This window comes from Pseudoalteromonas sp. '520P1 No. 423', from assembly GCF_001269985.1.
Lineage (GTDB): Bacteria > Pseudomonadota > Gammaproteobacteria > Enterobacterales > Alteromonadaceae > Pseudoalteromonas.
The window spans coordinates 3123641-3148191 of sequence record NZ_BBZB01000001.1; the positions used below are offsets into that span (position 1 = coordinate 3123641).

At 35.9% G+C, this 24551-nt stretch carries 21 protein-coding genes and 6 tRNA genes; 7 read left to right on the forward strand and 20 right to left on the reverse strand.

Going from position 1 to position 24551, the window contains the following annotated elements:
* Positions 1 to 28 precede the first annotated feature (28 nt).
* From PSA_RS14235 to pspA, 7 genes are all read right to left on the reverse strand, one after another.
* Positions 29 to 370: a 4a-hydroxytetrahydrobiopterin dehydratase gene (locus PSA_RS14235; RefSeq protein ID WP_042142234.1), complete on the reverse strand. Its 342-nt coding sequence runs from the start codon at positions 368 to 370 to the stop codon at positions 29 to 31.
* Between the two features lie 10 nt (positions 371 to 380).
* On the reverse strand, positions 381 to 1178 hold the full coding sequence (phhA, locus tag PSA_RS14240; RefSeq protein ID WP_042142236.1) for a phenylalanine 4-monooxygenase: 798 nt from the start codon (positions 1176 to 1178) through the stop codon (positions 381 to 383).
* Positions 1179 to 1485: 307 nt separating this feature from the next.
* Positions 1486 to 2529: a TIGR01620 family protein gene (locus tag PSA_RS14245; protein WP_231665265.1), complete on the reverse strand. Its 1044-nt coding sequence runs from the start codon at positions 2527 to 2529 to the stop codon at positions 1486 to 1488.
* A 47-nt stretch (positions 2530 to 2576) separates the two neighbouring features.
* Positions 2577 to 3989 (reverse strand): YcjX family protein, encoded by a 1413-nt coding sequence (locus PSA_RS14250; protein WP_371257861.1) that lies wholly within the window; start codon positions 3987 to 3989, stop codon positions 2577 to 2579.
* Between the two features lie 120 nt (positions 3990 to 4109).
* Positions 4110 to 4517: an envelope stress response membrane protein PspC gene (gene pspC / locus PSA_RS14255; protein ID WP_042142239.1), complete on the reverse strand. Its 408-nt coding sequence runs from the start codon at positions 4515 to 4517 to the stop codon at positions 4110 to 4112.
* Positions 4514 to 4747, reverse strand: a complete 234-nt coding sequence (pspB, locus tag PSA_RS14260) for an envelope stress response membrane protein PspB (protein WP_042142241.1) — start codon at positions 4745 to 4747, stop codon at positions 4514 to 4516. The genes pspC and pspB overlap by 4 nt, the downstream gene beginning before the upstream one ends.
* A gap of 92 nt (positions 4748 to 4839) precedes the next feature.
* Positions 4840 to 5508, reverse strand: a complete 669-nt coding sequence (gene pspA / locus PSA_RS14265) for a phage shock protein PspA (RefSeq protein ID WP_042142243.1) — start codon at positions 5506 to 5508, stop codon at positions 4840 to 4842.
* A 203-nt stretch (positions 5509 to 5711) separates the two neighbouring features.
* On the opposite strand from pspA, the gene pspF reads away from it, so the two are divergent.
* From pspF to PSA_RS14295, 6 genes are all read left to right on the forward strand, one after another.
* Entirely contained in the window at positions 5712 to 6779 is a 1068-nt protein-coding gene (gene pspF / locus PSA_RS14270; protein WP_042142245.1) for a phage shock protein operon transcriptional activator, read from the forward strand.
* A gap of 25 nt (positions 6780 to 6804) precedes the next feature.
* Positions 6805 to 8406: an ABC transporter substrate-binding protein gene (locus PSA_RS14275; protein WP_042142247.1), complete on the forward strand. Its 1602-nt coding sequence runs from the start codon at positions 6805 to 6807 to the stop codon at positions 8404 to 8406.
* Positions 8406 to 9440 (forward strand): ABC transporter permease, encoded by a 1035-nt coding sequence (locus PSA_RS14280; protein WP_042142249.1) that lies wholly within the window; start codon positions 8406 to 8408, stop codon positions 9438 to 9440. Before PSA_RS14275 ends, PSA_RS14280 begins: the two co-directional genes overlap by 1 nt.
* A complete protein-coding gene (locus PSA_RS14285; protein WP_042142251.1) occupies positions 9427 to 10332 on the forward strand; it encodes an ABC transporter permease subunit in 906 nt (301 codons plus the stop codon). Before PSA_RS14280 ends, PSA_RS14285 begins: the two co-directional genes overlap by 14 nt.
* 82 nt (positions 10333 to 10414) lie before the next feature.
* A complete protein-coding gene (locus PSA_RS14290) occupies positions 10415 to 11437 on the forward strand; it encodes an oligopeptide/dipeptide ABC transporter ATP-binding protein (protein ID WP_042142253.1) in 1023 nt (340 codons plus the stop codon).
* Positions 11422 to 12183, forward strand: coding sequence for an ATP-binding cassette domain-containing protein (locus tag PSA_RS14295; protein ID WP_042142255.1), 762 nt, complete (start codon positions 11422 to 11424; stop codon positions 12181 to 12183). The genes PSA_RS14290 and PSA_RS14295 overlap by 16 nt, the downstream gene beginning before the upstream one ends.
* A gap of 155 nt (positions 12184 to 12338) precedes the next feature.
* Here PSA_RS14295 and PSA_RS14300 read toward each other — a convergent pair whose 3' ends face one another.
* The 12 genes from PSA_RS14300 to PSA_RS14355 all read right to left on the reverse strand — a co-directional run bounded on the left by PSA_RS14300 (position 12339) and on the right by PSA_RS14355 (position 21844).
* A complete protein-coding gene (locus tag PSA_RS14300; RefSeq protein WP_042142257.1) occupies positions 12339 to 14243 on the reverse strand; it encodes a SurA N-terminal domain-containing protein in 1905 nt (634 codons plus the stop codon).
* A gap of 189 nt (positions 14244 to 14432) precedes the next feature.
* Complete coding sequence (locus PSA_RS14305) at positions 14433 to 14708, reverse strand: HU family DNA-binding protein (RefSeq protein WP_042142258.1); 276 nt, start codon at positions 14706 to 14708, stop codon at positions 14433 to 14435.
* Positions 14709 to 14903: 195 nt separating this feature from the next.
* Positions 14904 to 17255 (reverse strand): endopeptidase La, encoded by a 2352-nt coding sequence (lon, locus tag PSA_RS14310; RefSeq protein WP_042142260.1) that lies wholly within the window; start codon positions 17253 to 17255, stop codon positions 14904 to 14906.
* A 196-nt stretch (positions 17256 to 17451) separates the two neighbouring features.
* Entirely contained in the window at positions 17452 to 18735 is a 1284-nt protein-coding gene (clpX, locus tag PSA_RS14315) for an ATP-dependent protease ATP-binding subunit ClpX (RefSeq protein WP_042142262.1), read from the reverse strand.
* 102 nt (positions 18736 to 18837) lie between these two features.
* Positions 18838 to 19449, reverse strand: coding sequence for an ATP-dependent Clp endopeptidase proteolytic subunit ClpP (gene clpP, locus PSA_RS14320; RefSeq protein ID WP_042142264.1), 612 nt, complete (start codon positions 19447 to 19449; stop codon positions 18838 to 18840).
* A 150-nt stretch (positions 19450 to 19599) separates the two neighbouring features.
* Positions 19600 to 20904 (reverse strand): trigger factor, encoded by a 1305-nt coding sequence (gene tig / locus PSA_RS14325; RefSeq protein ID WP_042142266.1) that lies wholly within the window; start codon positions 20902 to 20904, stop codon positions 19600 to 19602.
* Positions 20905 to 21207: 303 nt separating this feature from the next.
* Positions 21208 to 21284: transfer RNA gene (locus PSA_RS14330), tRNA-Pro, on the reverse strand.
* Positions 21285 to 21315: 31 nt separating this feature from the next.
* Positions 21316 to 21392: transfer RNA gene (locus PSA_RS14335), tRNA-Pro, on the reverse strand.
* 47 nt (positions 21393 to 21439) lie between these two features.
* Positions 21440 to 21516, reverse strand: a tRNA-Pro gene (locus PSA_RS14340).
* Between the two features lie 26 nt (positions 21517 to 21542).
* Positions 21543 to 21618: transfer RNA gene (locus tag PSA_RS14345), tRNA-His, on the reverse strand.
* Positions 21619 to 21650: 32 nt separating this feature from the next.
* Positions 21651 to 21727 (reverse strand) — tRNA-Arg (locus PSA_RS14350).
* A 40-nt stretch (positions 21728 to 21767) separates the two neighbouring features.
* A tRNA-Pro gene (locus tag PSA_RS14355) sits at positions 21768 to 21844 on the reverse strand.
* Between the two features lie 278 nt (positions 21845 to 22122).
* Between PSA_RS14355 and folD the strand changes: the two genes are divergently transcribed.
* A complete protein-coding gene (folD, locus tag PSA_RS14360) occupies positions 22123 to 22977 on the forward strand; it encodes a bifunctional methylenetetrahydrofolate dehydrogenase/methenyltetrahydrofolate cyclohydrolase FolD (RefSeq protein ID WP_042142284.1) in 855 nt (284 codons plus the stop codon).
* Between the two features lie 63 nt (positions 22978 to 23040).
* On the opposite strand, the gene cysS is transcribed toward folD, so the two are convergent.
* The gene (gene cysS, locus PSA_RS14365) at positions 23041 to 24420 is read right to left on the reverse strand and encodes a cysteine--tRNA ligase (RefSeq protein WP_042142286.1); all 1380 of its coding nucleotides are present in this window, start codon (positions 24418 to 24420) and stop codon (positions 23041 to 23043) included.
* Positions 24421 to 24551: the final 131 nt, after the last annotated feature.

A 24551-nucleotide genomic window follows, 5' to 3' on the forward strand; every position in this document is an offset into this window, starting at 1 on the left:
CTATCACTAAATTTTAAGTATTGACTACTTAGCCTTCTAATAAAGCATCAGTTTTTGCAGCACAAATAAAGTCATTTTTGTGTAGACCATTAATAGCATGAGTCCAATATGTAACGGTTACTTTGCCCCATTCAGTTAAAATACCTGGGTGGTGAAACTCTTCTTCAGCAAGTTCCGCTACTTTATTAGTAAATGCGAGTGCTAGCTTGAAGTTTTTAAATTTAAACTCACGTTCAAGTTGCATTACACCATCTTTTACAACAGGTACCCAATCAGGGATCATTTTAATTAATGTTGCTAATTCTTCATCTGAAACTTGAGGTGCATCAGCACGACACGCTTCACATTTTTGTGCACTTAAATCAGACATTCTTTATCCTTTAACTTGCTAGTTTTTCTTTTGGTTCAAATAATGGCTTATGTAGCCCTAATGCTTTTGCTTTTTCAACTAATGACATTAAATCCATATTTGATATATCAAATAGGTCATCAATCGAGTTTATAGTGTGGTAAATAGGTTGCATAATATCAATGCGGTATGGTGTACGTAATACGTTAACAACCTCTAATGGCACAATTTTAGCCTCCCCAGAGTAAACATATTGTGTTTCGCCTGGACTTGATAACACACCACCGCCATAAATACGGATTTGATCGTTAACCATCATTAAACCGAATTCAATAGTGAACCAGTAAAGTCGCGCTAAATAAATACGGTCTTTTTTATTTGCTTGTAAGCCAATTTGACCATATTTATGTGTAAAATCTGCAAACGATTTATTTGTCAGCATGCCACAGTGACCAAAAATTTCATGAAAAATATCGGGTTCTTTTAAATAATCAAATTCTTCTCTACTACGGATAAAAGTAGCGACAGGAAATTTTTTGTTTGCAAGCAATTCAAAAAACTTATCGAAACTGATTAATGCAGGAACAGGTTCACATTGCCAACCGGTAGATTCGCGTAAAACTTTGCTTACATCTTCTAATTGTGGAATTTTATCTGTTGGCAAATTTAGAAGTTTTAACCCAGCCATATATTCATCACAGGCTTTTCCTTCTATGCACTTTAATTGACGCGTAATCAATTCTGACCAAATTGCATTTTCTTCGTCGCTCCAATTTATAAAACCATTTTCATCTGGCTCTTTGGAAATATACTGACTTACTTTAGACATGTTCAGCCTTTTTAATAATTCTTTTTTGGCAGCGCTGATTATAAAAATGCGCTCCAACTTGTTAAGAACATATTATTTTAAAGCTAAGAAATTATTAACCCCCAAGAGTTAATTTGAAAAGCAAGAAACACCTCACTTTGTAATGAATTACATACAAAAAAGGAAACAAAAGATTACAGCCATAAAAAACAGGTCGTACAGAGGGTTTATTAGTAAGCTTTACTATACAAAAAATCAACTCTGTTTCTAATATAAAGAAGTGTTATCTAATCTATTAAAATTGCCACAATATTAATTAAATTTTTGACTAATCTCTTTTACTTATCCCTTTAACTAATAATGACATTGAGTTTGCTAACAGCTTTCTTTTATTTTCTAAACAAGGCACTGGTCGACTTAGTTCCATAGCCTTATAGCCAATTCGAGTTGTGAAAATACCTGCGCTTATTCCTTGGCCTGCTCTTGCAGATATTTTTCCTGCCAATTCAGCACCCAAAGCTGTTGTTGCTAAGTCTGAAACCAATTCAGCACTACCGGCAAATAACATTTGCTTTGCTAATAAACGATAAAGTTTTATTCGACTCAGATATCCTAAAGGAATACCATATACTTTTGCGATACTTTCAATCAATTTCGTACCACGCCATAAAACAGCAGCCATATCTACTAATGCAATTGGGCTTAACGCGACCATTAAGCCTGATTCTAATGCGTATTTATTTATCAACTTTTGTGCATTTTCGTCTTGTTTAGTTAATACAGTATTACTATAAAGCGTCATCACTTCTTTGTCGGTATGATGCGGCTCAAGCGTATTTTTAAATTCAATAAATCCTAGTATTTCTTGGTGTTGATTTAATTTATTAAGCCAACTTATTGCCTCACCTATTTGTTGTGAGTGAAGTAGCCTATTGGCATCAGTACGCTGTAATTGATTTGACTTTAACCTTTTAAGTTGTCGATATTCTTTTATAAATACTTTAGAAATCAAACCTAACGCGCTTACAATTAGTGCACTGTATAAACAGCCTAATATAAGTGAGCTGTTAAAGCTTTGGTATACGGTTAAACCAAGCTCTGCAATAATTAAAGTAACTAAGCTCAATACAAATGTTTTTTTAAGCAATGAACTTGGTTTATTTTTATATACACTTTCCATATTTGGCGCATTCTCATCACTAGGCTCACTTTCCATATCATATAGATCGCTTTCGTTGAAATGTTCAGTATCATCATCAATCTTAGCACCTGTTTGTAATGTCTCTGCTGACTCAAGTAACTGCGCAACATCATCTTGTGCTAAAGTTTCAATTACCCGACCTTGTTGGTAGACTGTTTTATTTGAATTCACCGAGTGTTCCTTTAATTAATTCATTTATCTCAAAATAATGAGGGGCTTTACTTTAATTTGTCACCTAATAAAAATTCACATACATGATCTAAGCGCACATGCCTTAAATTATTATCGGGTGTTAATTGAGGATAAAATTCTGGAAATGAAAATCCCTGTTTTGGCCATTCGTGTTGGCTAAGCGCTCTCATTGGTGGTTGTGCGGGTAAATAGGTCATCCATTGACCGCTTTGCATTTCTTTACCATAAATACACTTTATAACTACATTATTCTTATCTTTAACTTCTACCGATTTTGTTGCACAAATTGATGACATAGCCATAGTTTCAACTTCAACACCGTTAAATTTAAGCTCATTTTGAGCTTGTTGCACAATACTATTTAATAATATTGCCAAGTCTTTGTGATGCTCTGAACTTAAATGATCTGATTTATTTGCAGCAAATAAGAGTTTATCTATTTTTGGTGAAAACAATCGTTTTATAAAACTCGATTGACCATAATTAAAATGTTCAAGAAGTTGCTCAATTGCCCTACCTTGCTCTGCTAATACCTCTGAGCCTTGCGTTAACACTGTTAATAAATCAACTAATATGATTTGACGATCAAATCGACAAAAATAATTTTGGTAAAAAGGTGTAACAACTTCTTTAATATACGCCTGATAACGTTTTTTCAGATGCGCTAAATTTGAACCTTCAACAACGGTAGTTTCATTATTAATATTTACAGGGAAAAACATTAATAAGGGAGCGCCATCTAAGTCACCTGGGATCAACATACGACCAGGCTGTAATATTGTCAATTTTGCGTCTTTTTTAAAGCGTTTTAACAGCATTTTATACATTGATGCAATTTGTGCTAATTTAGATTCTTCAACGGGTGCATTTAAATCTAATGACGCTAGTTGTTCTTGTAATTCACTTGCATATTGTGCTCTAGGATTTTGCTGTAAAAGTGCTAACTGCTGACTACTCCACTGCTCAAAATTGAGCGATAACATAGGTAAATCCATCAACCACTCACCTGGGTAGTCAATTAAATCAATAATAAGCGTTGATGAATCACTAATTTGACCACGGATACCTGAATTTGGCTGATATTTTAGCGCTAACCTTAGGGTATTTATTCTTTGTGTTGATTCAGGCCAATTTGGTTGCTCATCTTTAAGTGATGCTAATGCATTTTGATAAGGAAATGTGGGTAGCGCTAATGCGTCTTGCGGTACTGATTTCGCTGCGATCAGCCTTTCACTCTGAACAACTTCAAAAAAAGGTAAATTTTCTTTAGTAGCCTTCATAGTAAGTTGCTCTGCCAAAGCGGTTATAAATGCTGTTTTACCACTTCGACTGAAACCTGTGACAGCTAACGTAATATGCTGATCTAAGCTACGATGCAACATTTGATGCGCTTGATGTTTCAGCTTTTTAGCACTATTAGAATTAAGTTGTGAATTGATTGAAGAACTAACTGTATTAATTAATTTATTTAACATACATAGCCAATGCCATTAACTAAAATACCCAAGCCATTTTATAGTATGGTTTGGGTATCTATACGCCTGATGGCATTAAATTCCTTAAAGTTTATTAATTTCATGACTTACCGTAAATTCTGGTGAAGTAACATATTTTTCCATTGTTTGAATTCTGCTATCCACTCGAGAAAGTTGCTCTTTTAAATCTTGTAATGCACGTCTTGGTGGCTCTCCGGCCTGCCACACTTTAAATTTAACTTCAACAGGACGCTCTTCCTTGTCGTTCGTTTTTAAAATTTCATCCGCTGACAGCTCTTTTTTATCTAAAATAAACCAACAAGCAATATAAGCGACTACAAAAAATGGTCCGCCTGTTAATAAAACAGCTGAAATAAAGATAATACGAACTAACCATAGCTCCATATTAAAATAATCACTTAAACCTGCACACACACCTGCAATTTTTCCACGACTTGGATCTCGATAAAGTTCACGCTTTGATTTATTCATACTTTACTCCTCCATTGCGGTGCCTCCGCATCTAAAATGGACTCAAGAGTTTGTACTCTTTCAGCCATTTTTTCCGCTTTGTTCGATAATTCAATTAGTTGACGATGTTCATGTTCACTTAAACCTTGGCTAACTTGTTTTTTACTTCTGTAATGTAAAATAAGCCATAATGGTGCAATAAAAATCATGAAAACCATTAATGGTGCGATTACTGCTTCAAAACCATTCATATTACTCTCCTTTATCCCTTGATTTTAGTACCAAAACTAACCTTGGTTATTATTTATTAAATCAATTTTGGTACTTGTTCTAACCACTTTGCTTACTTGTCAGATTTACCTGACATTTTCTTTTTAAGTGCAGCAAGCTCATCGTCCACTTTATCTTCTTGTTGTAATGAGGCGATCTCATCCGATAATGATTTTTTACCTAAATCATATGCTTCAATTTGAGACTCTAAACCGTCTATTTTAGTTTCAAATCGGTCAAAACGGCTTAATGCATCATCAACCTTCGAGCTATCTAAAGTACGTTTAACTTCAAGGCGTGATTCTGCAGAGCGTTGACGTAATACAATCGCTTTTTGTCTTGCTTTTGCATCTGCCAGTTTTTCTTGCAAAGTTGTCACTTCAGCTTGTAATTTGCCAATATGCTCTTCCACATGATTTAGTTCATTTTCAGCAGCAGTTGCTGTTTCTGTCGCCTTTTTCTTTTCAACAAGTGCAGCTCTTGCTAAATCTTCACGATCTTTAGATAAAGCAAGCTCAGCTTTAGTTTGCCACTCATCTACTTGTGCATTTAACCTTTCAACACGACGTGCAAGCTCTTTTTTTTCTGCAATTGTTTTAGCTGAAGTTGAACGCACTTCAACTAACGTATCTTCCATCTCTTGGATGATAAGGCGTACCATTTTTTCTGGATCTTCGGCCTTATCTAAAATTGCGTTAATATTAGAATTAACGATATCTGTAAAACGTGAAAAAATACCCATATTATATACCTCTAATTGATTACCGTATTTATCTAACTTAGTTTGCTTCTAACTTAACGTATCAAGATACTTGCCAACTTTAAAAATTAATATAACACATTGTTTTAATGGAATTAATAATTACTTTAAGAAATAACTGTTGTTACTCCATTATTTAAAATACACTACTAAATAGTGTAAATGACTAAATTTTAGGATCATAGATGAGCCAGTTTCGACAACAAGATAATTTACTTGGACAATCTAATAGTTTTTTAGAAGTACTTGAACATGTTTCACAAGTAGCCTCATTACATAAACCTGCGATGATTATTGGTGAACGCGGTACGGGTAAAGAACTGATAGCAGCTCGTTTGCACTACTTATCTAAACGTTGGGATCAGAGTTACGTTAAACTGAATTGTGCAGCTTTAAGTGAAAATTTACTTGAAAGTGAACTTTTTGGCCATGAGTCAGGCGCTTTTACCGGTGCCAGTAAAAGACATGAAGGTCGATTTGAACGTGCTGATGGCGGTAGCTTATTTTTAGATGAATTAGCCAATACCTCTGGTTTAGTGCAAGAAAAGCTGCTTCGTGTGATCGAATATGGTGAATTTGAACGTGTTGGTGGTAAAAGCACCGTAAAAGTAGATACCCGTTTAATTTGTGCTACAAATGAAGATTTACCGACATTAGCCGAAAAAGGTGAATTTAGAAGCGATTTACTTGATAGATTAGCTTTTGATGTCATAACACTCCCCCCCCTGCGCGAACGTAAAGATGATATTTTACTGCTAGCCGAGAACTTTGCCATAAATATGGCACGTGATCTAGAGTGGGAATTATTTAGTGGCTTTACCCGCGCAGCACAAGAAACATTATTAGATTATCCATGGCCTGGTAATATCCGTGAGCTCAAAAATACAGTTGAAAGAAGTGTCTATCGCAGCGCTAATGCACACATCCCTGTTCATAATATTATTCTTGACCCTTTTAAAAGCCCATATCGCCCTGTTAGTCGAGTAAAAACACAAGATCGCGTTGTTAATATTGATTCAGTTACCCCTGAAGTTTCCCATAAACCAGCAGTTAATACTGTGCCTGACATTAATACAAATAACTTTCCATGTGATTTAAAGACATTATCAAATCAATTTGAAATAGATTTAATTAAAAATGCACTTAAAAATAGTCAATTTAATCAAAAGAAGACTGCAGAAATGCTAGGTTTAACGTATCATCAGCTTAGAGGATATCTAAAAAAGTACAATTTATTAGAAAATGCTCAATAAACACAAAAATAAAGAGGCATGATGAGTGAGTAAATTCATCTTTAGCATAGTCATTATTATGCTTACAGGCTGTTCTGAACACGCCCTTAAAAATCAAAATAGCCATGGGTTAATATACTGTGCCGAAGCTAACCCTGTTAGCTTTAATCCACAGATCACTACTTTAGGGTCTACAATAGATTTAACATCAAATCAGTTATATAACCGTTTGATCAGTATTGACGCTAATACAGGCAAGTTTTTACCTGAACTTGCTAAGTTTTGGGAAATTTCAAAAGATAGAAAAAAGATCACATTTGAATTACGGCAAGATGTGCAATTTCATCAAACTGATTATTTTACTCCCACTCGAAACTTTAATGCCGATGATGTTGTATTTACTTTTAGTCGCTTATTTGATGCCTATAATCCATACCACTTTGTTGGCGGCGGGCAATATCCTTACTTTCAAAGCATCGGTTTAGATCAATTGATTAAGTCCATCATCAAAGAGTCTGATTATCGTGTTTCATTTGAACTATTTGATGCACAGAGCAGTTTTTTAGCTAATATTGCCACGGACTTTTCCGTGATCTTATCAGCAGAATATGCGAAGAATTTAGAAATTAATGAAACACTAGATAATTTAGATAACTTTCCGGTGGGTACTGGCCCTTATAAATTTAAGGATTATAAACGCGATATATTAATTCGTTACTATAAACATAAATCGTATTGGAAACACCCAGTTGAATTAGAACAGTTGGTTTATGATATTACACCAAATAGTACGACACGAATTGCAAAAATGTTAACAAATGAGTGTGATGTGACACCTCATCCAAACTCATCTCAGCTTTCTATTTTAGCCAGCAGAAACGATATCAAAGTACAAAAAGAACCTAATTTAAATATTGGCTTTTGGGCTTTCAATACACAAAAAGCCCCATTCGATGATAGTCGAGTACGAAGAGCGCTTGCTCATGCTGTCGACATTGAAAAAATAATGCATGCTGTATATCTAGATAATGGCAAACGATTAGAGTCTATTTTGCCAAATGATTCATGGGCGTATCAAGCCCAAGTCAATATGCCAAACTACAATCCAGAACTAGCCAAACGCCTATTACAACAAGCCGGTATAGTTGAAGGGTTCAAAATGGACTTATGGGCGATGCCAGTAGCAAGAATATACAATCCTAATGCACGAAAAATGGCTGAGTTAATACAAAGTGATTTAAAGAAAATAGGCATTACAGTTAATATTGTTGAATATGAATGGAATACCTTTATAAAAAAACTTGAAGAGCATGCTCACGATACGGTACTTCTAGGTTGGTCAGCAGATACACCCGATCCTGACAACTTTTTTAGCCCGCTATTGAGTTGCGCCGCAGCACTTAATGGTAAAAATGCAGCCAATTGGTGTGATCCTGAGTTTGATTTATTGCTATCAAAAGCATTAGATACAATCGAAATTGAGGAAAGAAAAGAGTTTTACTTTCAAGCACAACAAATGGTTATTCAAGAGTTACCTCTTTTACCAATAGCACAAGGAATGCGCTTTCAAGCGAGCTCTACCAGCGTTGAAAATATTGAAATCAAGTCTTTTGGTGGGGTATCACTGGCTAAGGCAAGGAAACTATAATGGCTTTAGAATATGTATTGCGCCGTATAATTTTACTCTCTTTTATGCTGTTACTTTTATCCGTTTTCACATTTTCTTTAAGTTTTTTATTCCCAGGCGATCCTTTAAGTAATTTAAGCGGAATTCAAAATATTTCATTTCATGAATCAGATGCCTTGTCTGAGAAATATAAATTAGATCAGAGTATTCCAACACAATTTATTTCTTTTATAACACGAGTTAGTCAAGGAGATTGGGGCATATCGTTTGCATCACAAGAGCCTATTTTTGACCATATTGTTGCATTATTCCCTGCAACATTAGAATTAGCTTTATATGCGCTATTAGCATCAATTGTATTTGGTATTCCAGCTGGCATCATTTCAGCTGCGTATTACAAAAAGTGGCCTGATAAAATCATTAATACCCTTACTTTATTAGGATATTCAACACCCGTTTTTTGGCTCGCTTTACTCATGATCATGTTTTTTTGTTTGCAGTTAGGCTTACTGCCTATGTCTGGAAGAGTGAGCTTATTATATGAAATACCTGATGTGACAGGCTTTATTTTAATAGATATATTATTGAGCGATGTAAGTTATAAATTTAATGCATTTATAGATGCGATTAAACATTTGTTATTGCCAACAATTGTTTTATCTACTTACCCTACTATGGTACTTATTCGTTTTACCCGAGACTCTATGCTTGAAGTACTTGAGAAAAACTATATAAAAACTGCGAGAGCTAAAGGTTTAAGTAGAAGCCAACTTATCTTTCGACACGCACTTAGAAATGCGCTTTTACCCGTAATTAAACAAATTGGTTTACAGTTTAGTACGTTGATCACTTTAGCCATGATCACCGAAGTTATCTTTTCTTGGCCAGGTATTGGTCGTTGGTTAATTGATAGTATTTACCAAAGAGACTTTCCAGCTATTCAAGGCGGGTTATTAGCCGTTTCTACATTTATCATTTTAGCGACGGTTACAGCCGATTTAATGCATTCTTTGTTTGACCCAATTAGCCGGAACCAAACTCATGGCAAAATTTAATATAAATACAGATATTAGTTCTGAAGATCTTAATAAATCGCCATTACGCCAGTTTTGGCGTCACTTTAAAGAAAATCATGTTGCTTTAGTTGGGTTATGGTTATTTATTGCTTTAACAATACTGGCAACTTTAGCCCCTGTTATTGCGCCTTATGGTGTTAATCAGCAACATAGCGATGCCTTATTACTACCACCATCTTGGAATGATGCTGGAGATGTCAGATTTATTTTAGGCACAGACGACCTAGGCAGAGATATTTTATCGCGCTTGATAAATGGCACAACATATACATTTGGTTTGGCAATTTTAACGGCTTTAATAACTACTTTACTTGGCGTTGTATTAGGTGTTTTTGCAGGCATGAGTAAAGGCGTGCGCTCTAGTGTTTTAAATCACTTACTCGACGTGACTTTGTCCATTCCTTCTCTGTTATTAGCTATCATTATAATTGCATTATTGGGCCCTGGTTTATTAAATACGGTGTGGGCAATTATTTTAGCTTTATTGCCTCAGTATATTCATTCTGTTAGAAACCTAGTGGTGCAAGAGTTATCTAAAGATTATATTGTTGCGCAATGGTTAGATGGCGCAAACAGCTGGCATATTTTGAGTCGTGGTATTTTCCCTAATATTTATGAGCATATCGTGGTAATTTTTACTATGTCACTTTCAACAGCTATTTTAGATATTTCTGCTTTAGGGTTTTTAAAGCTTGGCGCGCAACCACCAACCGCTGAATGGGGTGCTATTTTATCTGAAAATTTAGCCTTTATTTATTTAGCCCCTTGGACTGTTGCACTGCCGGGTATTTTATTATTTTTCGCAGTACTTGCCACTAACCTCGTTGGTGATGGACTCAGAAGTGCACTCAAAAAACGTAAAGCGATATAATGGGGTTGTTTAACTTGAATTATTTAATTAAAACCCAAGTAAAACAAAACAGTAATGTCTTGCTCTATTGGAGTAAAATACAATGCAATTATTAGATATTCGCAATCTCACTATCGAGTTAGAAACACCTGATGGCATTATTCGCGCTGTAGACAAAATTAGCCTGAGCTTAAAAGAAGGTGAAGTACATGCGCTTGTAGGTGAATCAGGCTCAGGTAAAAGCCTCATAGCTAAAGCAATTGTTGGCGTATTAAACTCTCGCTGGCGTATCACTGCTGATAGAATGCATTGGCAAGGTATCGACTTAATGCGGCTTTCTCCTGAAAAACGTAGAAAACTCATTGGGCAAGAAATTGCCATGATTTATCAAGATCCTAGCAGTTGTCTCGACCCTACAGCAAAAATCGCAGATCAAATCGCTGAAAGTATTCCTGATAAAGGCCTAAAAGGATACTTCTGGCAAAAAAATAAACAAAGGAATGAAAGAGCAATCGCTTTATTACATAAAGTAGGCATTAGAGATCATACCAAAGTATTGAGCAGCTATCCCCACGAATTATCTGATGGGATTTGTCAAAAAGTAATGATCGCTATGGCGATTGCACGCTCACCAAAACTACTTATTGCAGATGAACCAACAACTGCACTTGAAAGTACGACCCGAGCACAAGTGTTCAGATTATTAAAAAGTCTAAATTTATTAAAAAACATGTCTATATTGATGATCAGCCATGAACTTGAAGAACTATCGAGCTGGACTCATGGCTTACATGTACTGTATTGCGGTCAAATGGTTGAAGCGGGACCAACTAAGATCTTATATAAAACCCCCTATCATCCTTATACTAGTGCCTTATTAAAAAGTTTACCCGATTATAATAAAGGCTTAGAGCACAAGCATGAGATTTACGCTTTGAATGGCACAATCCCGACATTACAGCATTTGCCTATTGGCTGTCGTTTAGGCCCTCGCTGCCCTCAAGCTCAAAAAGATTGTGTAAAAACACCAAAACTTAATTCACAACAAGAGCATAGCTTTGCATGTCACTTTCCTTTAATGACCGCAGAAAAAACTAAAAGGAATTTAAAATGCAGCCAATCTTAAAAGTTCAGGCATTATCAAAAACGTTTAAAGTGCGAGACAAATATTTTTTACGTAAAAAATTCCAAGTTTTGGATAACATCTCATTTTGCCTATCAAAAGGTGAAACAATTGCGATTATTGGCGAAACGGGTTCTGGTAAGAGTACCTTAGCTAAAATATTAGCCGGCGCTGAAATAAGCCAAAAAGGTCAAATTTTACTAGAAGGCAATATTATTGAAGATGACGGTAAAAGAAAAACCAGTTGTCGTGATATCAGATTAATATTTCAAGACGCATCTAAGTCACTTAACCCAGGGATCACAATAGGTAAAACATTAAAAGAAATTCTTTTGATGAATACTGATTTTGATGATTTACAATGTAAAGACACAATTAATAAAATTTTATTAAAAGTAGGTTTATTAGCTGAGCACCAACATTATTACCCCCATATGTTTTCAGGCGGACAACTACAACGTGTCGCTCTCGCTCGTGCTTTAATTTTAGAACCTAAGGTTTTGGTATTAGATGAAGCTTTATCTTCTTTAGATCCCTCTGTAAGGGCGCAAACAGTTAATTTATTGCTTAAACTTCAGCAAGAAACCGGTTTAAGCTATGTACTTATCACACATCATTTAAGCTTGGTTAAACATATGAGCGATCAAACCTTAGTATTAGACCAAGGAAAAGTGATTGAATCGGGTAAAACTTTAGATCTATTTAAACAACATAAATGTAAAGCAACTCAAAGATTATTGAACTGCTAATCTATCTCTTTCGCAGCTCTATTTATGATACTACATGGTAGAATAAACTCAGAGCAGTATCTCATTTAAAAAAAATAGCATTTAGTCCCTCGACATATTTCACAAACAAGAAAGGCGCATTAAAATGCGCCTTTTCTAATTCTAAATTTAGAAGTTTAGTTTTGTTCTGCAACAGTTAAGTTTGCAGCAACTACTTCAGCATCAGCTTTTAATGAATTAACAAAAACTAAATAATTTTTATTAATTTGTTTTGTTGCGAAGTTTTGCTTAACTTGTGGCTCTACAGTAACGGCATCAGCTGCTGTTACTTTAGTTAATGCAACGATTGCAACATCACCATTATTAAGTGACACTAAATCAGTTACAGCTGCATCTGTAGGATGTGCGAGTTTAAATACTGACTGTACAATTTCAGATGATACTGAACGATCGCTACGTGTTAAACCTGTCACTTGCTTAACTTCAGCTTCAGCTTCAGTTGCGATATCAGCTAAAGTAGAACCAGCTTGAACTTTTACATACAAACTATCTGATTTTTCTTTAGTCAGTTCGGCAGCTTTTTGGTTAACTAATATTGACTTAATTTGCTCTGATACTTCAGTCATAGGCTTAGTCGCTGCAGCTTTATGCTCTTTTATACGAACAACGATTACATGCTCATCACCTAACTCAATGACTTCAGAGTTAACACCATCTTCGATTAATTCAGCAGAAAAAACAGCTTTAACAACTGCTGGGTTACTTAGCGCAGCAGGCGCATTGAAACGGTTAAATAATGCAGTAGACATTACTTCATGATTAATTGCACCAGCAGCATCTTCAAGTGAATCGGCAACTTCAAATGCAAGTTCAGCAAGTTCTGTTTGTTTACCGTAGAAAAGCTCTGTTTTAGCATCTTTTTCTAATGACGCTTTTAATTCTTCTTTAACTTGATCTAATGTTTTGATTTGTTGCGCTAATAAGTCTGTTAGTTTAATAATATGATAACCAAATTCAGATTTAACTATTTCAGTTACATCACCTTTAGCTTTTAATGCAAATGCCGCATCTTCAAAAGCAGGATCCATCATATCACGGTCAATCCAGTCTAAATCACCACCAAGCTCACCGCTAACAATATCATCTGATTCTGTTTCGGCTAATTTTGCAAAATCTTCACCTGCATTCAATTTAGCAAGTACAGCTTCAGCTTTAAGTTTTGCAGCAGCATCGTCTTCACTGTTATCAATTAAGATATGTGCAACACGACGTTTTTCCGCTTCAACATACTGAGCCTTATTTTCTTCATAAGCCAATTCAATATCTTGTTCTGTAATAGGTGTATCTAATACGACTGAATCTGAAGATAATTCAACATATTCTACAGAAACTTGCTCTTGAGACATAAACTGCGATTGGTTTAATGTGTAATAATCTGAGATTTCAGTCTCTGTTACTTCAATTCCCGCTTTTACTTTATCGGCAGAAACAATTAAGTAATCTAGATCACGTACCTGAGCTTCAAGTTGCGTTGCTATGCTTACTTCACCATTTAATGCAAAGTCAGTGCCTGCTACTGCAGAAACAAGTTGGCTACGTGTCATTTCCGTTCTTAAATAATCACGAAATGCATCTGGTTGGTAGTTCATTTGTCTAATAACTTGAATATAACGGTCATTACTAAACTGACCTGCAATTTGAAAAGAAGGTATACCTCGAATTTCTTCTTTTAACGCTTCATCACTCACACGTAAACCTAATTCGTTAGCAAGCTGCGTTTGTAATTCTTGTTGTACTAAACGCTCGATTACATTTTCACGAACACGTGCCATATAACTTGGATCTGATGAAATTTGTGAGAAGTACTCACCAAATTGTTGCTCTAAACGACTGCGCTCGTTTTCATAAGCACGTGCAAAGGTTGTTTGACTAATTTTTTGTCCGTTAACAACCGCAACAGGTTGATCGTTCGGTGAACCTAAATAGCTACCAATACCCGCTAAGGCAAATGATAATATTACTAAACCAAGGACAATCTTAGCTGTTACACCTTGTGATCCTTCTCTAATTCTTTCTAACATTATTTTATCTCTTTATGTACCAAGTAAAATTACAAATCAGCATCAGCCTAAATTGGACTTGGAAACCGATTGGTAATTCAACTTGAAAAATTTGGTGTAAAAAAAGCGCATCTTATCAGATGCGCCTTTTTACTTGAAGCTATTAACGGAATAAACATCCCTAACTTTCACAATCAACTAAATGTTGAATTAAGCGTTAACGGCATCTTTAAGTGATTTACCAGCTTTGAAAGCTGGGATTGTTGCAGCTGCGATTTCAATTGCAGCACCAGTTTGTGGATTACGACCAGTACGCGCAGCACGTTCACGAACAGAAAATGTTCCAAAACCAACTAATGCAACAGAATCACCTTCTTTAAGTGCGCCTGAAACTGAATTGATGAAAGAATCTAGTGCACGTCCTGCTGCAGCTTTAGAAATATCAGCACTTGAAGCCATTTGATCTATTAGTTGAGATTTATTCACAACAACATCCCCTTATATTTTTATTATCATCGAAAACAAGACTTTCGACATCTTAGTTAAATTTGATGTAAGTTAGCCAAATCCTTATAGGATAAGGGCTGCACTTAAAAACCAGAGCCTAACTTATCATACCTTTTTAATTTGAAAAGCCCTTTACAGCACTTTTTTCAATTTTTTTAACATTTTTGTTAATATTTACTTAGAAGCGACTGAAAAACTCTCAATTGGGTTTAATAAAGTCAGCTCTAATACCTCATCAATCCACTTAACTGGGTGAATTGATAAGCCTTGCAATACATTTTCAGGGATCTCTTTTAAGTCCCTTGCATTGTCATTTGGAATAATAACTGTCTTAATACCACCACGATGTGCAGCTAATAACTTCTCTTTTAAGCCACCAATAGGCAATACTTCACCACGTAGTGTAATTTCACCTGTCATTGCAACATCAGAGCGTACAGGGTTACCTGTTAGGCTCGATACTAATGCACATACCATAGCAGCACCGGCACTCGGCCCATCTTTAGGTGTTGCGCCTTCAGGCACATGAACATGAATATCACGTTTCAAATAAAAATCTTCATTAATGCGAAGTTTCTCACTGCGGCTACGAACGACAGTCATTGCAGCTTGAATTGACTCTTGCATAACATCACCAAGAGAACCCGTGTGAGTTAACTTACCTTTACCTGGCACTGCAGCACATTCAATTGTTAGTAAATCACCGCCTACTTCAGTCCATGCTAATCCAGTCACTTGCCCAATGCGGTCATCACCTTCAGCTTTACCATAATCATGGTGTTGCACACCTAAGTAGTTTTCAAGGTTATCTTGATTAATAACCACTTTTTTAATGTCTTTATTCAATAAAATTTCTTTTACTGCTTTACGACATAATTTTGAAATTTCACGCTCTAGATTACGTACACCTGCCTCACGTGTGTAATATCGAATAATGCCGATAATGGCACTATCTTCAATTTCAATTTCATTTTGCTTTAAGCCATTACGTTTAATTTGTTTAACAAGTAAATGTTTAGTTGCAATGTTTAGCTTTTCATCTTCGGTATAACCTGATAAACGAATCACTTCCATACGGTCCAATAATGGCCCTGGAATATTAAAGCTATTAGAAGTTGCTACAAACATCACATCTGATAAATCGTAATCTACTTCTAGGTAGTGATCGTTAAAGCTGGTATTTTGCTCTGGGTCTAATACTTCTAATAATGCAGAAGATGGGTCGCCACGCATATCAGATGACATTTTATCAATTTCATCTAATAGGAATAATGGGTTTTTAACACCTACTTTTGACATTTTTTGAATGATCTTACCTGGCATAGAACCAATGTAAGTACGTCTATGACCTCGTATTTCAGCTTCATCTCTTACACCACCAAGTGCCATACGTACATATTGACGACCCGTTGATTTAGCAATTGATTGACCTAACGACGTTTTACCAACGCCAGGAGGACCGACTAAACACAAGATAGGACCTTTAAGTTTATTAGTACGTTGTTGAACTGCAAGATATTCCATTATGCGTTCTTTAACTTTTTCTAGACCATGGTGATCTGAATCAAGTACTTCTTGCGCTTTGGCTAAATCTTTTTTAACTTTAGAACGTTTTTTCCAAGGAACACCTATCATCCAATCTATGTATGAACGAACAACAGTGGCTTCTGCAGACATAGGAGACATCATTTTAAGCTTGTTTAATTCAGCTTTGGTTTTGTCTGTTGCCTCTTGAGGCATACCTGCTTCATCTATTTTTTTAGCTAATGCTTCAAATTCATCAGGCGTATCATCTAATTCACCTAACTCTTTTTGAATCGCTTTCATTTGCTCATTCAAATAGTACTCTCGTTGGCTTTTTTCCATTTGCTTTTTAACACGAGAGCGAATTTTCTTTTCTACTTGAAGTAAGTCAATTTCACCTTCCATTTGAGCCATCAAAAACTCTAGGCGTTCAGTCACATTAGCAATTTCAAGTACTTTTTGTTTTTCAGCTACTTTTAATGGCATATGTGCCGCCATAGTATCAGCCAAACGTGCAGGCTCATCTATGCCCGAAACTGATGTCAGTACTTCAGGTGGGATTTTCTTATTAAGTTTAACGTAGCCTTCAAATTGACTAACAGCACTACGAATAAATACATCATGCTCTTGCTCGTCAATTTCTTCAGATACGATATATTGCGACTGTGCAATGAAAAATTCATCAGTTTGAGTAAACTCTGTAATTTGAGCACGCTGTGTGCCCTCGACTAAGACTTTAACCGTACCATCAGGTAGCTTTAACAATTGTAGGATCGTCGCAATCGTACCAACCTGATAAACATCTTCAACTTCAGGTTCATCAATGCTGGCATCTTTTTGTGCTACTAAAAATATTTGTTTGTCATTGTCCATTGCCGCTTCTAAGCATTTGATAGATTTTTCACGTCCAACAAATAAAGGGATCACCATATGTGGGTAAACAACCACATCTCTTAGGGCTAATACTGGAATCTCAACACAATCAGTTCGTTCAAGCGTCATTATTATTCTCTTGAGGCTGATATCAATACAAAAAATTAAGTTTTTTTACTTATAATTTATTTGCATTGGTATTTAAAAAAAAAGGGCATGAATTGAATATGGGGATAACTAAACTAAAGATCAATCATTTTATGAAAAAAGGAACCGAATGGTTCCTTTTTGTTTGTTTTATATACTAAACCAGCTAAAAATCAAGCTATTCAGATGCTGCTTTATCTGTAGGCGGGTTTTCATAAATTAATATAGGATCAGACTCACCTTTAATTACTGTTTCATCTATAACAACCTTGCTAACATTTTCCATAGAAGGTAATTCATACATGATATCAAGTAATACGGCTTCAACAATCGAACGTAAACCACGTGCGCCTGTCTTTCTTTCCATTGCTTTTTCAGCAATTGCAATTAATGCATCTTCGCGGAATTCAAGTCCAACATCTTCCATTTGGAACAAGGCATCATACTGCTTTGTTAATGCATTTTTAGGTTCGTTTAATATTTGGATCAATGCATCTTGATCTAACTCACCTAAAGTGGCTACAACAGGTAAACGACCGATAAATTCAGGAATTAAACCAAATTTGATTAAATCTTCAGGTTGCACATCTTTTAAGTTATCACTTAACGTTTGTGTTTTCTCTGATGATTTAACATCTACACCAAAACCAATACCCGTATTTTTATGACCACGAGCTTCAACAACTTTATCTAAGCCGGCAAATGCGCCGCCACAAATAAATAATATTTTAGAAGTATCAACTTGTAAAAACTCTTGTTGTGGGTGTTTTCTACCACCTTGAGGTGGCACAGATGCAACAGTACCTTCAATAAGTTTAAGTAAAGCTTGTTGAACACCTTCACCTGATACATCACGGGTAATAGATGGATTATCTGATTTACGTGAAATTTTATCAATTTCATCAACGTAAACGATACCACGTTGTGCTTTATCTACATCATAATCACATTTTTGCAGTAATTTTTGAATGATGTTTTCAACATCCTCACCAACATAACCAGCTTCAGTTAATGTTGTTGCATCAGCCATTGTAAATGGTACATCTAATAATTTAGCTAATGTTTCAGCTAATAGAGTTTTACCACTACCTGTAGGCCCAATAAGTAAAATATTACTTTTACCTAATTCAACTGAAGATGTTGTTGTAGATTGATTTTTTAAGCGCTTGTAATGGTTATAAACAGCAACAGACAATACTTTTTTAGCATGCTCTTGGCCTATAACATAGTCATCAAGGTGTGCGCGTATCTCTTTTGGCACAGGCAGTTTTTCAGATGCGATATGCTTAGGAGCAATATCTTGTATTTCTTCCCTGATGATATCATTACATAACTCTACACACTCATCACAAACATAAACAGACGGACCTGCTATTAATTTGCGTACTTCATGTTGGCTTTTGCCACAGAATGAGCAGTATAAAAGTTTACTGTTCTTATCGCCGTCAGTAGTGTCGGACATTAAGCTACCTCTTTCCTAGCGCATCACTAAGGTCTTTATACTAAAATATTAGTAAAAAAAACTTAGATGCGCACACTTATTTAATTATTCGTTTATTTTGCACTAATCGCGTTGTGTAAGTACAGCATCAACGATGCCATATTCAACAGCTTGTTCAGCACTCATAAAGTTATCACGATCTGTATCGTTTGCAACAACTTCTAATGGTTGCCCACTATGTTCTGCAAGTAATCTATTTAACTTATCTTTAATAGACAAGATTTCTTTAGCATGAATTTCAAAATCAGATGCCTGGCCTTGGAACCCACCTAAAGGTTGATGGATCATCACGCGTGCATTGGGTAAACAAAAACGCTTACCTTTTGTGCCACCTGATAATAAAAAAGCACCCATACTTGCTGCTTGACCAACACATACAGTACTAATATTTGGTTTGATGAAATTCATCGTATCATAAATTGCCATTCCAGCAGTCACTGAACCGCCTGGCGAATTGATATAGATGAAAATATCCTTTTCTGGATTTTCTGATTCTAAAAATAATAATTGGGCAACAATTAAGTCAGCCATATTATCTTCAACTTGACCTGTCAGAAATATAACTCGCTCTTTTAGTAATCGAGAATAAATATCATAAGAGCGCTCGCCTTTTGGTGTCTGTTCAACAACCATAGGAACTAATGCGTCTGAAGGAGCTGTAATATTATTAAACATTTAAATCAATTTCCTTATTCGCTTTTTATTAGGAGAAAAATTATAGGCTAAAATGTAAAAAGGCCCGAGTATCAAGTGAAATAACACAGATACACGAGCCATTTAAACTTTAGCAGAGATTTAAGTCAATGACTTTATGCTAAAGGTGTATTATTGAGCCGCTTGTGGGTTCATAATATCATCAAAAGCAGTCTCAACATCTGAGATAGTTGCTTTTGCTAAAAGAGTCTCTACAGCTTGCTCTTCCATAGCAACATTGCGCATTTGCTGCATCATTTGCTCGTTAGATTTGTAGTACTCAACAACTTCAGTTGGATCTTCATATGCAGAAGCCATAGTTGAGATAAGTTCTTCAACTTTAGAATCATCAACTTTGATTTCGTTTGATTTGATCACTTCACCTAATAATAGGCCAGTCTTAACACGCTTCTCAGCTTGCTCTTTAAATAATTCAGCAGGAAGCTCAGGCATGTTTTTAGCGTCGCCACCAAAACGTTGTGCAGCTTGCTGACGTAAAGTATCAACTTCTTGAGAAACTAAAGCGCTTGGTACTTCAACATCATTAGTTGATAAAAGACCTTCAATTACTTGCTCTTTAACTTTTGCTTTAACAGCTTGGTCAAGTTCACGAGTCATGTTCTTTTTAACTTCAACTTTAAGTGCGTCAACACCGCCTTCAGCTACACCGAATACAACAGCAAACTCGTCGTTAAGTTCTGGTAATTCCTGAACTTCAACTTTTTTAACTGTGATTGCGAACTCGGCGTCTTTACCTTTAAGGTTTTCAGCGTGGTATTCTTCAGGGAAAGTTACAGAAGCAACTAATTCTTCGCCTGCTTTTTTACCTATGATGTTATCTTCGAAACCTGGGATCATACGACCTTGGCCAAGTTCTAGAGGGAAATCTTCAGATTTGCCACCTTCAAACTCTTCACCGTCAACTTTACCGATAAAATCGATAGTAACACGAGCGCTTTCTGACGCAGCATCTTCAGATACAGTCCAGTTAGCGTGTTGCTTACGTAAAGTTTCTAACATGTTTTCAAGATCAGCGTCAGTTACAGTAACAGCTGGCTTTTCAACTTTGATAGTTTCTAAATCTTTTAATTCAACTTCAGGGTAAACTTCTAAAGTTGCAGCGAATTCTAGGTCTTTACCTGCTTCTAATGCTTTAGGAGCAAAAGTAGGTGCGCCTGCTGGATTTAATTTTTCAGCAACAACAGCATCAATGTAATGACGTTGCATAAGTTCACCAGCAACTTCTTGGTGTACAGCTGCACCGTAACGTTTTTTGATTACAGAAACTGGAACTTTACCTGCGCGGAAACCATCAATACGTTGAGTTTTTGATAATTGTTGTAAGCGTTTTTTTACTTCAGTATCGATGTTCACAGCTGGAACAGTGATAGTCAAACGGCGCTCTAGGCCTTGAGTCGTCTCAACAGAAACTTGCATGATTTACCTCAATCTATATATTTTGGCGTTCAATACGCCTTCCTTTCAAACAATAAAAATTACTGCTTGATCGTCCGTAGACGTTTTTTATTTAATATTAGTCGCGGCATTATAGCGTAAATATTCAGATAGTCGAGTAACCAATATGATTTTTTAAATAAGAGTGACAAATTAAAATTTTTGAATGGTGATTTTGTAAAAACTAACGATAAACGAGCTGTGTATCGCAAATTGAATAAGTATCTTGAGCGATAAAAATGATTAATTAAATATAGATAAGATGTAGATAGAAACTTTAAGAAATGGTCGGCGATGCAGGATTTGAACCTGCGACCCCTTGGACCCAAACCAAGTGCGCTACCAAACTGCGCTAATCGCCGTATTTATTTCTTTAATTGAGGTATTTTAAGATGGTCGGCGATGCAGGATTTGAACCTGCGACCCCTTGGACCCAAACCAAGTGCGCTACCAAACTGCGCTAATCGCCGAAAATAAAATTTTAAATGTGAACTATATTTATGAACTAATTTATAAATGGTCGGCGATGCAGGATTTGAACCTGCGACCCCTTGGACCCAAACCAAGTGCGCTACCAAACTGCGCTAATCGCCGAACTATACTTATTTTTAGAATCAAATTGGGGCGATTGACGGGGCTCGAACCCGCGACCACCGGAATCACAATCCAGGGCTCTACCAACTGAGCTACAACCGCCATAATTTAAATCTTTGAATATAAAAATAAAATGGTGCGCCCTGAAGGATTCGAACCTTCGACCCACGCCTTAGAAGGGCGTTGCTCTATCCAGCTGAGCTAAGGGCGCATTTTATTTTATTTAACCACTTATCTTTATAAAAATAAAGTGGTCGGCGATGCAGGATTTGAACCTGCGACCCCTTGGACCCAAACCAAGTGCGCTACCAAACTGCGCTAATCGCCGAATATTCAGTTACTTTCGAGTAAGTACTCGTTGGCAACGGGGTGCATAATAGAGATTTGATGTAGGCAGGTCAAACCTTTTTTTAATAAATATTTCTAAGTGCCTAAAATTAAATCATACTGACTGTTTTTTAGGTTTTTTGATTAATCTTTGTCTGCTTTTAATTATAAAACATCATTATCTTTATTATCTAAAGCAGACTTACTTGGCGCATCACCCGTTTCGTGAGAAAATAACCTGTAACAAAAGTCCTATAACCCCAAATTTAAAGGTCACCCATGACGGCAAACATCATAGATGGTAAAGCAATTGCGAAACAAGTTAGAAATGCAGTAGCTTCAAAAGTAAAACAGCGTCTAGAAAATGGTTTACGAGCTCCTGGCTTAGCTGTTGTACTTGTAGGTTTAGATCCTGCCAGTCAAGTATATGTAGGTTCAAAACGCAAAGCCTGTGAAGAAGTTGGATTTTTATCTAAATCTTATGACCTACCAGTAGATTCAACTGAAGAGCAAATTTTAGATCTGGTTGATTCGTTAAATAATGACCCTGAAGTAGATGGTATTTTAGTTCAGCTGCCTTTACCTGAAGGATTAAATGCCGAAAAAGTACTTGAACGCATTACTCCTCATAAAGATGTTGATGGCTTCCATCCATACAATATAGGTAGACTAGCACAACGTATGCCAGCACTTCGTCCTTGTACTCCAAAAGGGATTATTACTTTACTTGATTCAACGGGTGTTAAATACAGAGGTATGCACGCTGTTGTTGTTGGTGCATCTAATATAGTAGGCCGCCCTATGTCTTTAGAATTATTACTTGCAGGCTGTACTACTACTGTATGTCATAAATTCACAAAGGATCTTGAAGACCACGTTCGTCGTGCTGATTTAGTAGTTGTTGCCGTTGGTAAACCGGCATTTATTCCTGGTGATTGGATTAAAGAAGGTGCAATTGTAATAGATGTGGGTATCAACCGTTTAGATTCAGGTAAGTTAGTGGGTGATGTTGAATATGATGTTGCACAAAACAATGCCAGCTTTATCACGCCAGTGCCTGGTGGCGTAGGCCCAATGACAGTTGCAAGTTTGATAGAAAATACTTTAGAAGCATGTGAAAATTACCATAGCTAATTATTAAATCGATAATTTAGTCATAAAAAAACCGCATAGAATGCGGTTTTTTTATGACTAAATTTAAGCTTTACGCCAAGTAGTACCAGCAGCACTATCTTCTAAAACAATTTTCATTTCATTTAACTTATCTCTTGCATCATCAGCCATAGCCCAATCTTTATCTGATCTTGCTTGATTGCGCTGTTTAATTAAAGCTTCAATGATTGCTACTTCGTCATCTTCTTGATCGCCTTGTAAGAAATCAGTCGGTACTTGTTGTGCAATACCTAAAACTTCACCAAGACTGCGTAATATAAAACTCAATTGAGATGCTTTATTGTCATCTGTTTCTTTAATACGGTTTAATTCCTTAGCTAATTCGAACACAACAGATAACGCTTCAGGTGTATTAAAGTCATCATCCATCGCTTTTCTGAATTTTATTGCATATTCATTATCAGTTAATTCAACTGCAATAGGTGTTACACCACGTAGGGCAGTATAGATACGCTCTAATGAAGAACGTGCTTGGTCTAAATTATCCTGAGAATAATTAAGTTGGCTTCTATAATGACCTGAAATTAAAAAGTAACGAACAGATTCTGCATCATATTTTTTTAATACGTCTCTTACAGTGAAAAAATTACCTAAAGATTTAGACATTTTTTCTTTGTTAACTTGAACCATGCCTGTGTGGATCCAAGTATCAGCATATTTACCGTTATTAGCACAACAAGACTGTGCTATTTCATTTTCATGATGTGGAAATTGTAGATCTGAACCACCACCATGAATATCAAAGTGTTCACCTAAATGTTTGTTGCTCATAGCTGAACATTCGATATGCCAACCTGGACGTCCTGCTCCCCATGGTGACTGCCAAGATGGCTCATCAACTTTTGCTTTTTTCCATAAAACAAAATCTAAAGGAGAATTTTTATTCTCATCAACTTCAACACGAGAGCCCGCTTGTAGCATATCTAAATCTTGCTGTGATAACTGACCATAATTTTCAAAACTTGAAACACTAAATAATACATCGCCATTTTCAGCAACATATGCATGCCCTTTATTGATCAAACGCTCAACCATTTCAATAATTTCAGGAATATGATCTGTTACTGTAGGCTCTACATCTGGACGTAACATGCCTAAATTATCAAAATCTTGGTGCATGGCTTTTGTCATACGTTTAGTTAACGCATCAATTGTTTCACCATTTTCATTTGCGCGATTGATGATTTTATCATCTACGTCTGTAATATTACGTACAAACTTTAAATCAAAACCGATATGTCGAAGGTATCTCGCAATAACATCAAAACTAACAAATGTTCTTGCGTGTCCTATATGACAGTAATCGTAAATAGTGATACCACACACATACATATCGATTTTGCCATCAACTAGGGGTTTAAATGCCTCTTTTTGTCTTGTCAGTGTGTTGTATATTTGTACCATTTACTAAAAATCCTTCACTTTTTGGGGTCAAATTTATTTGAGTGCTATCTTATCACTTACAGCCAACTTGCTCTAGATACTTTTGTTAGGTGAATGCAATTATCAAAAAGTGTCTTAATTACTGCTTCTGT

Coding starts and splice junctions, on each gene's coding strand:
- tig (WP_042142266.1), bottom strand. CDS start 20,904: ATGCAAGTTTCTGTTGAGACGACTCAAGGCCTAGAGCGCCGTTTGACT.
- pspF (WP_042142245.1), top strand. CDS start 5,712: ATGAGCCAGTTTCGACAACAAGATAATTTACTTGGACAATCTAATAGT.
- PSA_RS14300 (WP_042142257.1), bottom strand. CDS start 14,243: ATGTTAGAAAGAATTAGAGAAGGATCACAAGGTGTAACAGCTAAGATT.
- PSA_RS14290 (WP_042142253.1), top strand. CDS start 10,415: ATGCAATTATTAGATATTCGCAATCTCACTATCGAGTTAGAAACACCT.
- PSA_RS14285 (WP_042142251.1), top strand. CDS start 9,427: ATGGCAAAATTTAATATAAATACAGATATTAGTTCTGAAGATCTTAAT.
- pspB (WP_042142241.1), bottom strand. CDS start 4,747: ATGAATGGTTTTGAAGCAGTAATCGCACCATTAATGGTTTTCATGATT.
- folD (WP_042142284.1), top strand. CDS start 22,123: ATGACGGCAAACATCATAGATGGTAAAGCAATTGCGAAACAAGTTAGA.
- phhA (WP_042142236.1), bottom strand. CDS start 1,178: ATGTCTAAAGTAAGTCAGTATATTTCCAAAGAGCCAGATGAAAATGGT.
- PSA_RS14280 (WP_042142249.1), top strand. CDS start 8,406: ATGGCTTTAGAATATGTATTGCGCCGTATAATTTTACTCTCTTTTATG.
- PSA_RS14235 (WP_042142234.1), bottom strand. CDS start 370: ATGTCTGATTTAAGTGCACAAAAATGTGAAGCGTGTCGTGCTGATGCA.
- clpX (WP_042142262.1), bottom strand. CDS start 18,735: ATGTCCGACACTACTGACGGCGATAAGAACAGTAAACTTTTATACTGC.
- pspA (WP_042142243.1), bottom strand. CDS start 5,508: ATGGGTATTTTTTCACGTTTTACAGATATCGTTAATTCTAATATTAAC.
- pspC (WP_042142239.1), bottom strand. CDS start 4,517: ATGAATAAATCAAAGCGTGAACTTTATCGAGATCCAAGTCGTGGAAAA.
- lon (WP_042142260.1), bottom strand. CDS start 17,255: ATGACGCTTGAACGAACTGATTGTGTTGAGATTCCAGTATTAGCCCTA.
- cysS (WP_042142286.1), bottom strand. CDS start 24,420: ATGGTACAAATATACAACACACTGACAAGACAAAAAGAGGCATTTAAA.
- clpP (WP_042142264.1), bottom strand. CDS start 19,449: ATGTTTAATAATATTACAGCTCCTTCAGACGCATTAGTTCCTATGGTT.
- PSA_RS14295 (WP_042142255.1), top strand. CDS start 11,422: ATGCAGCCAATCTTAAAAGTTCAGGCATTATCAAAAACGTTTAAAGTG.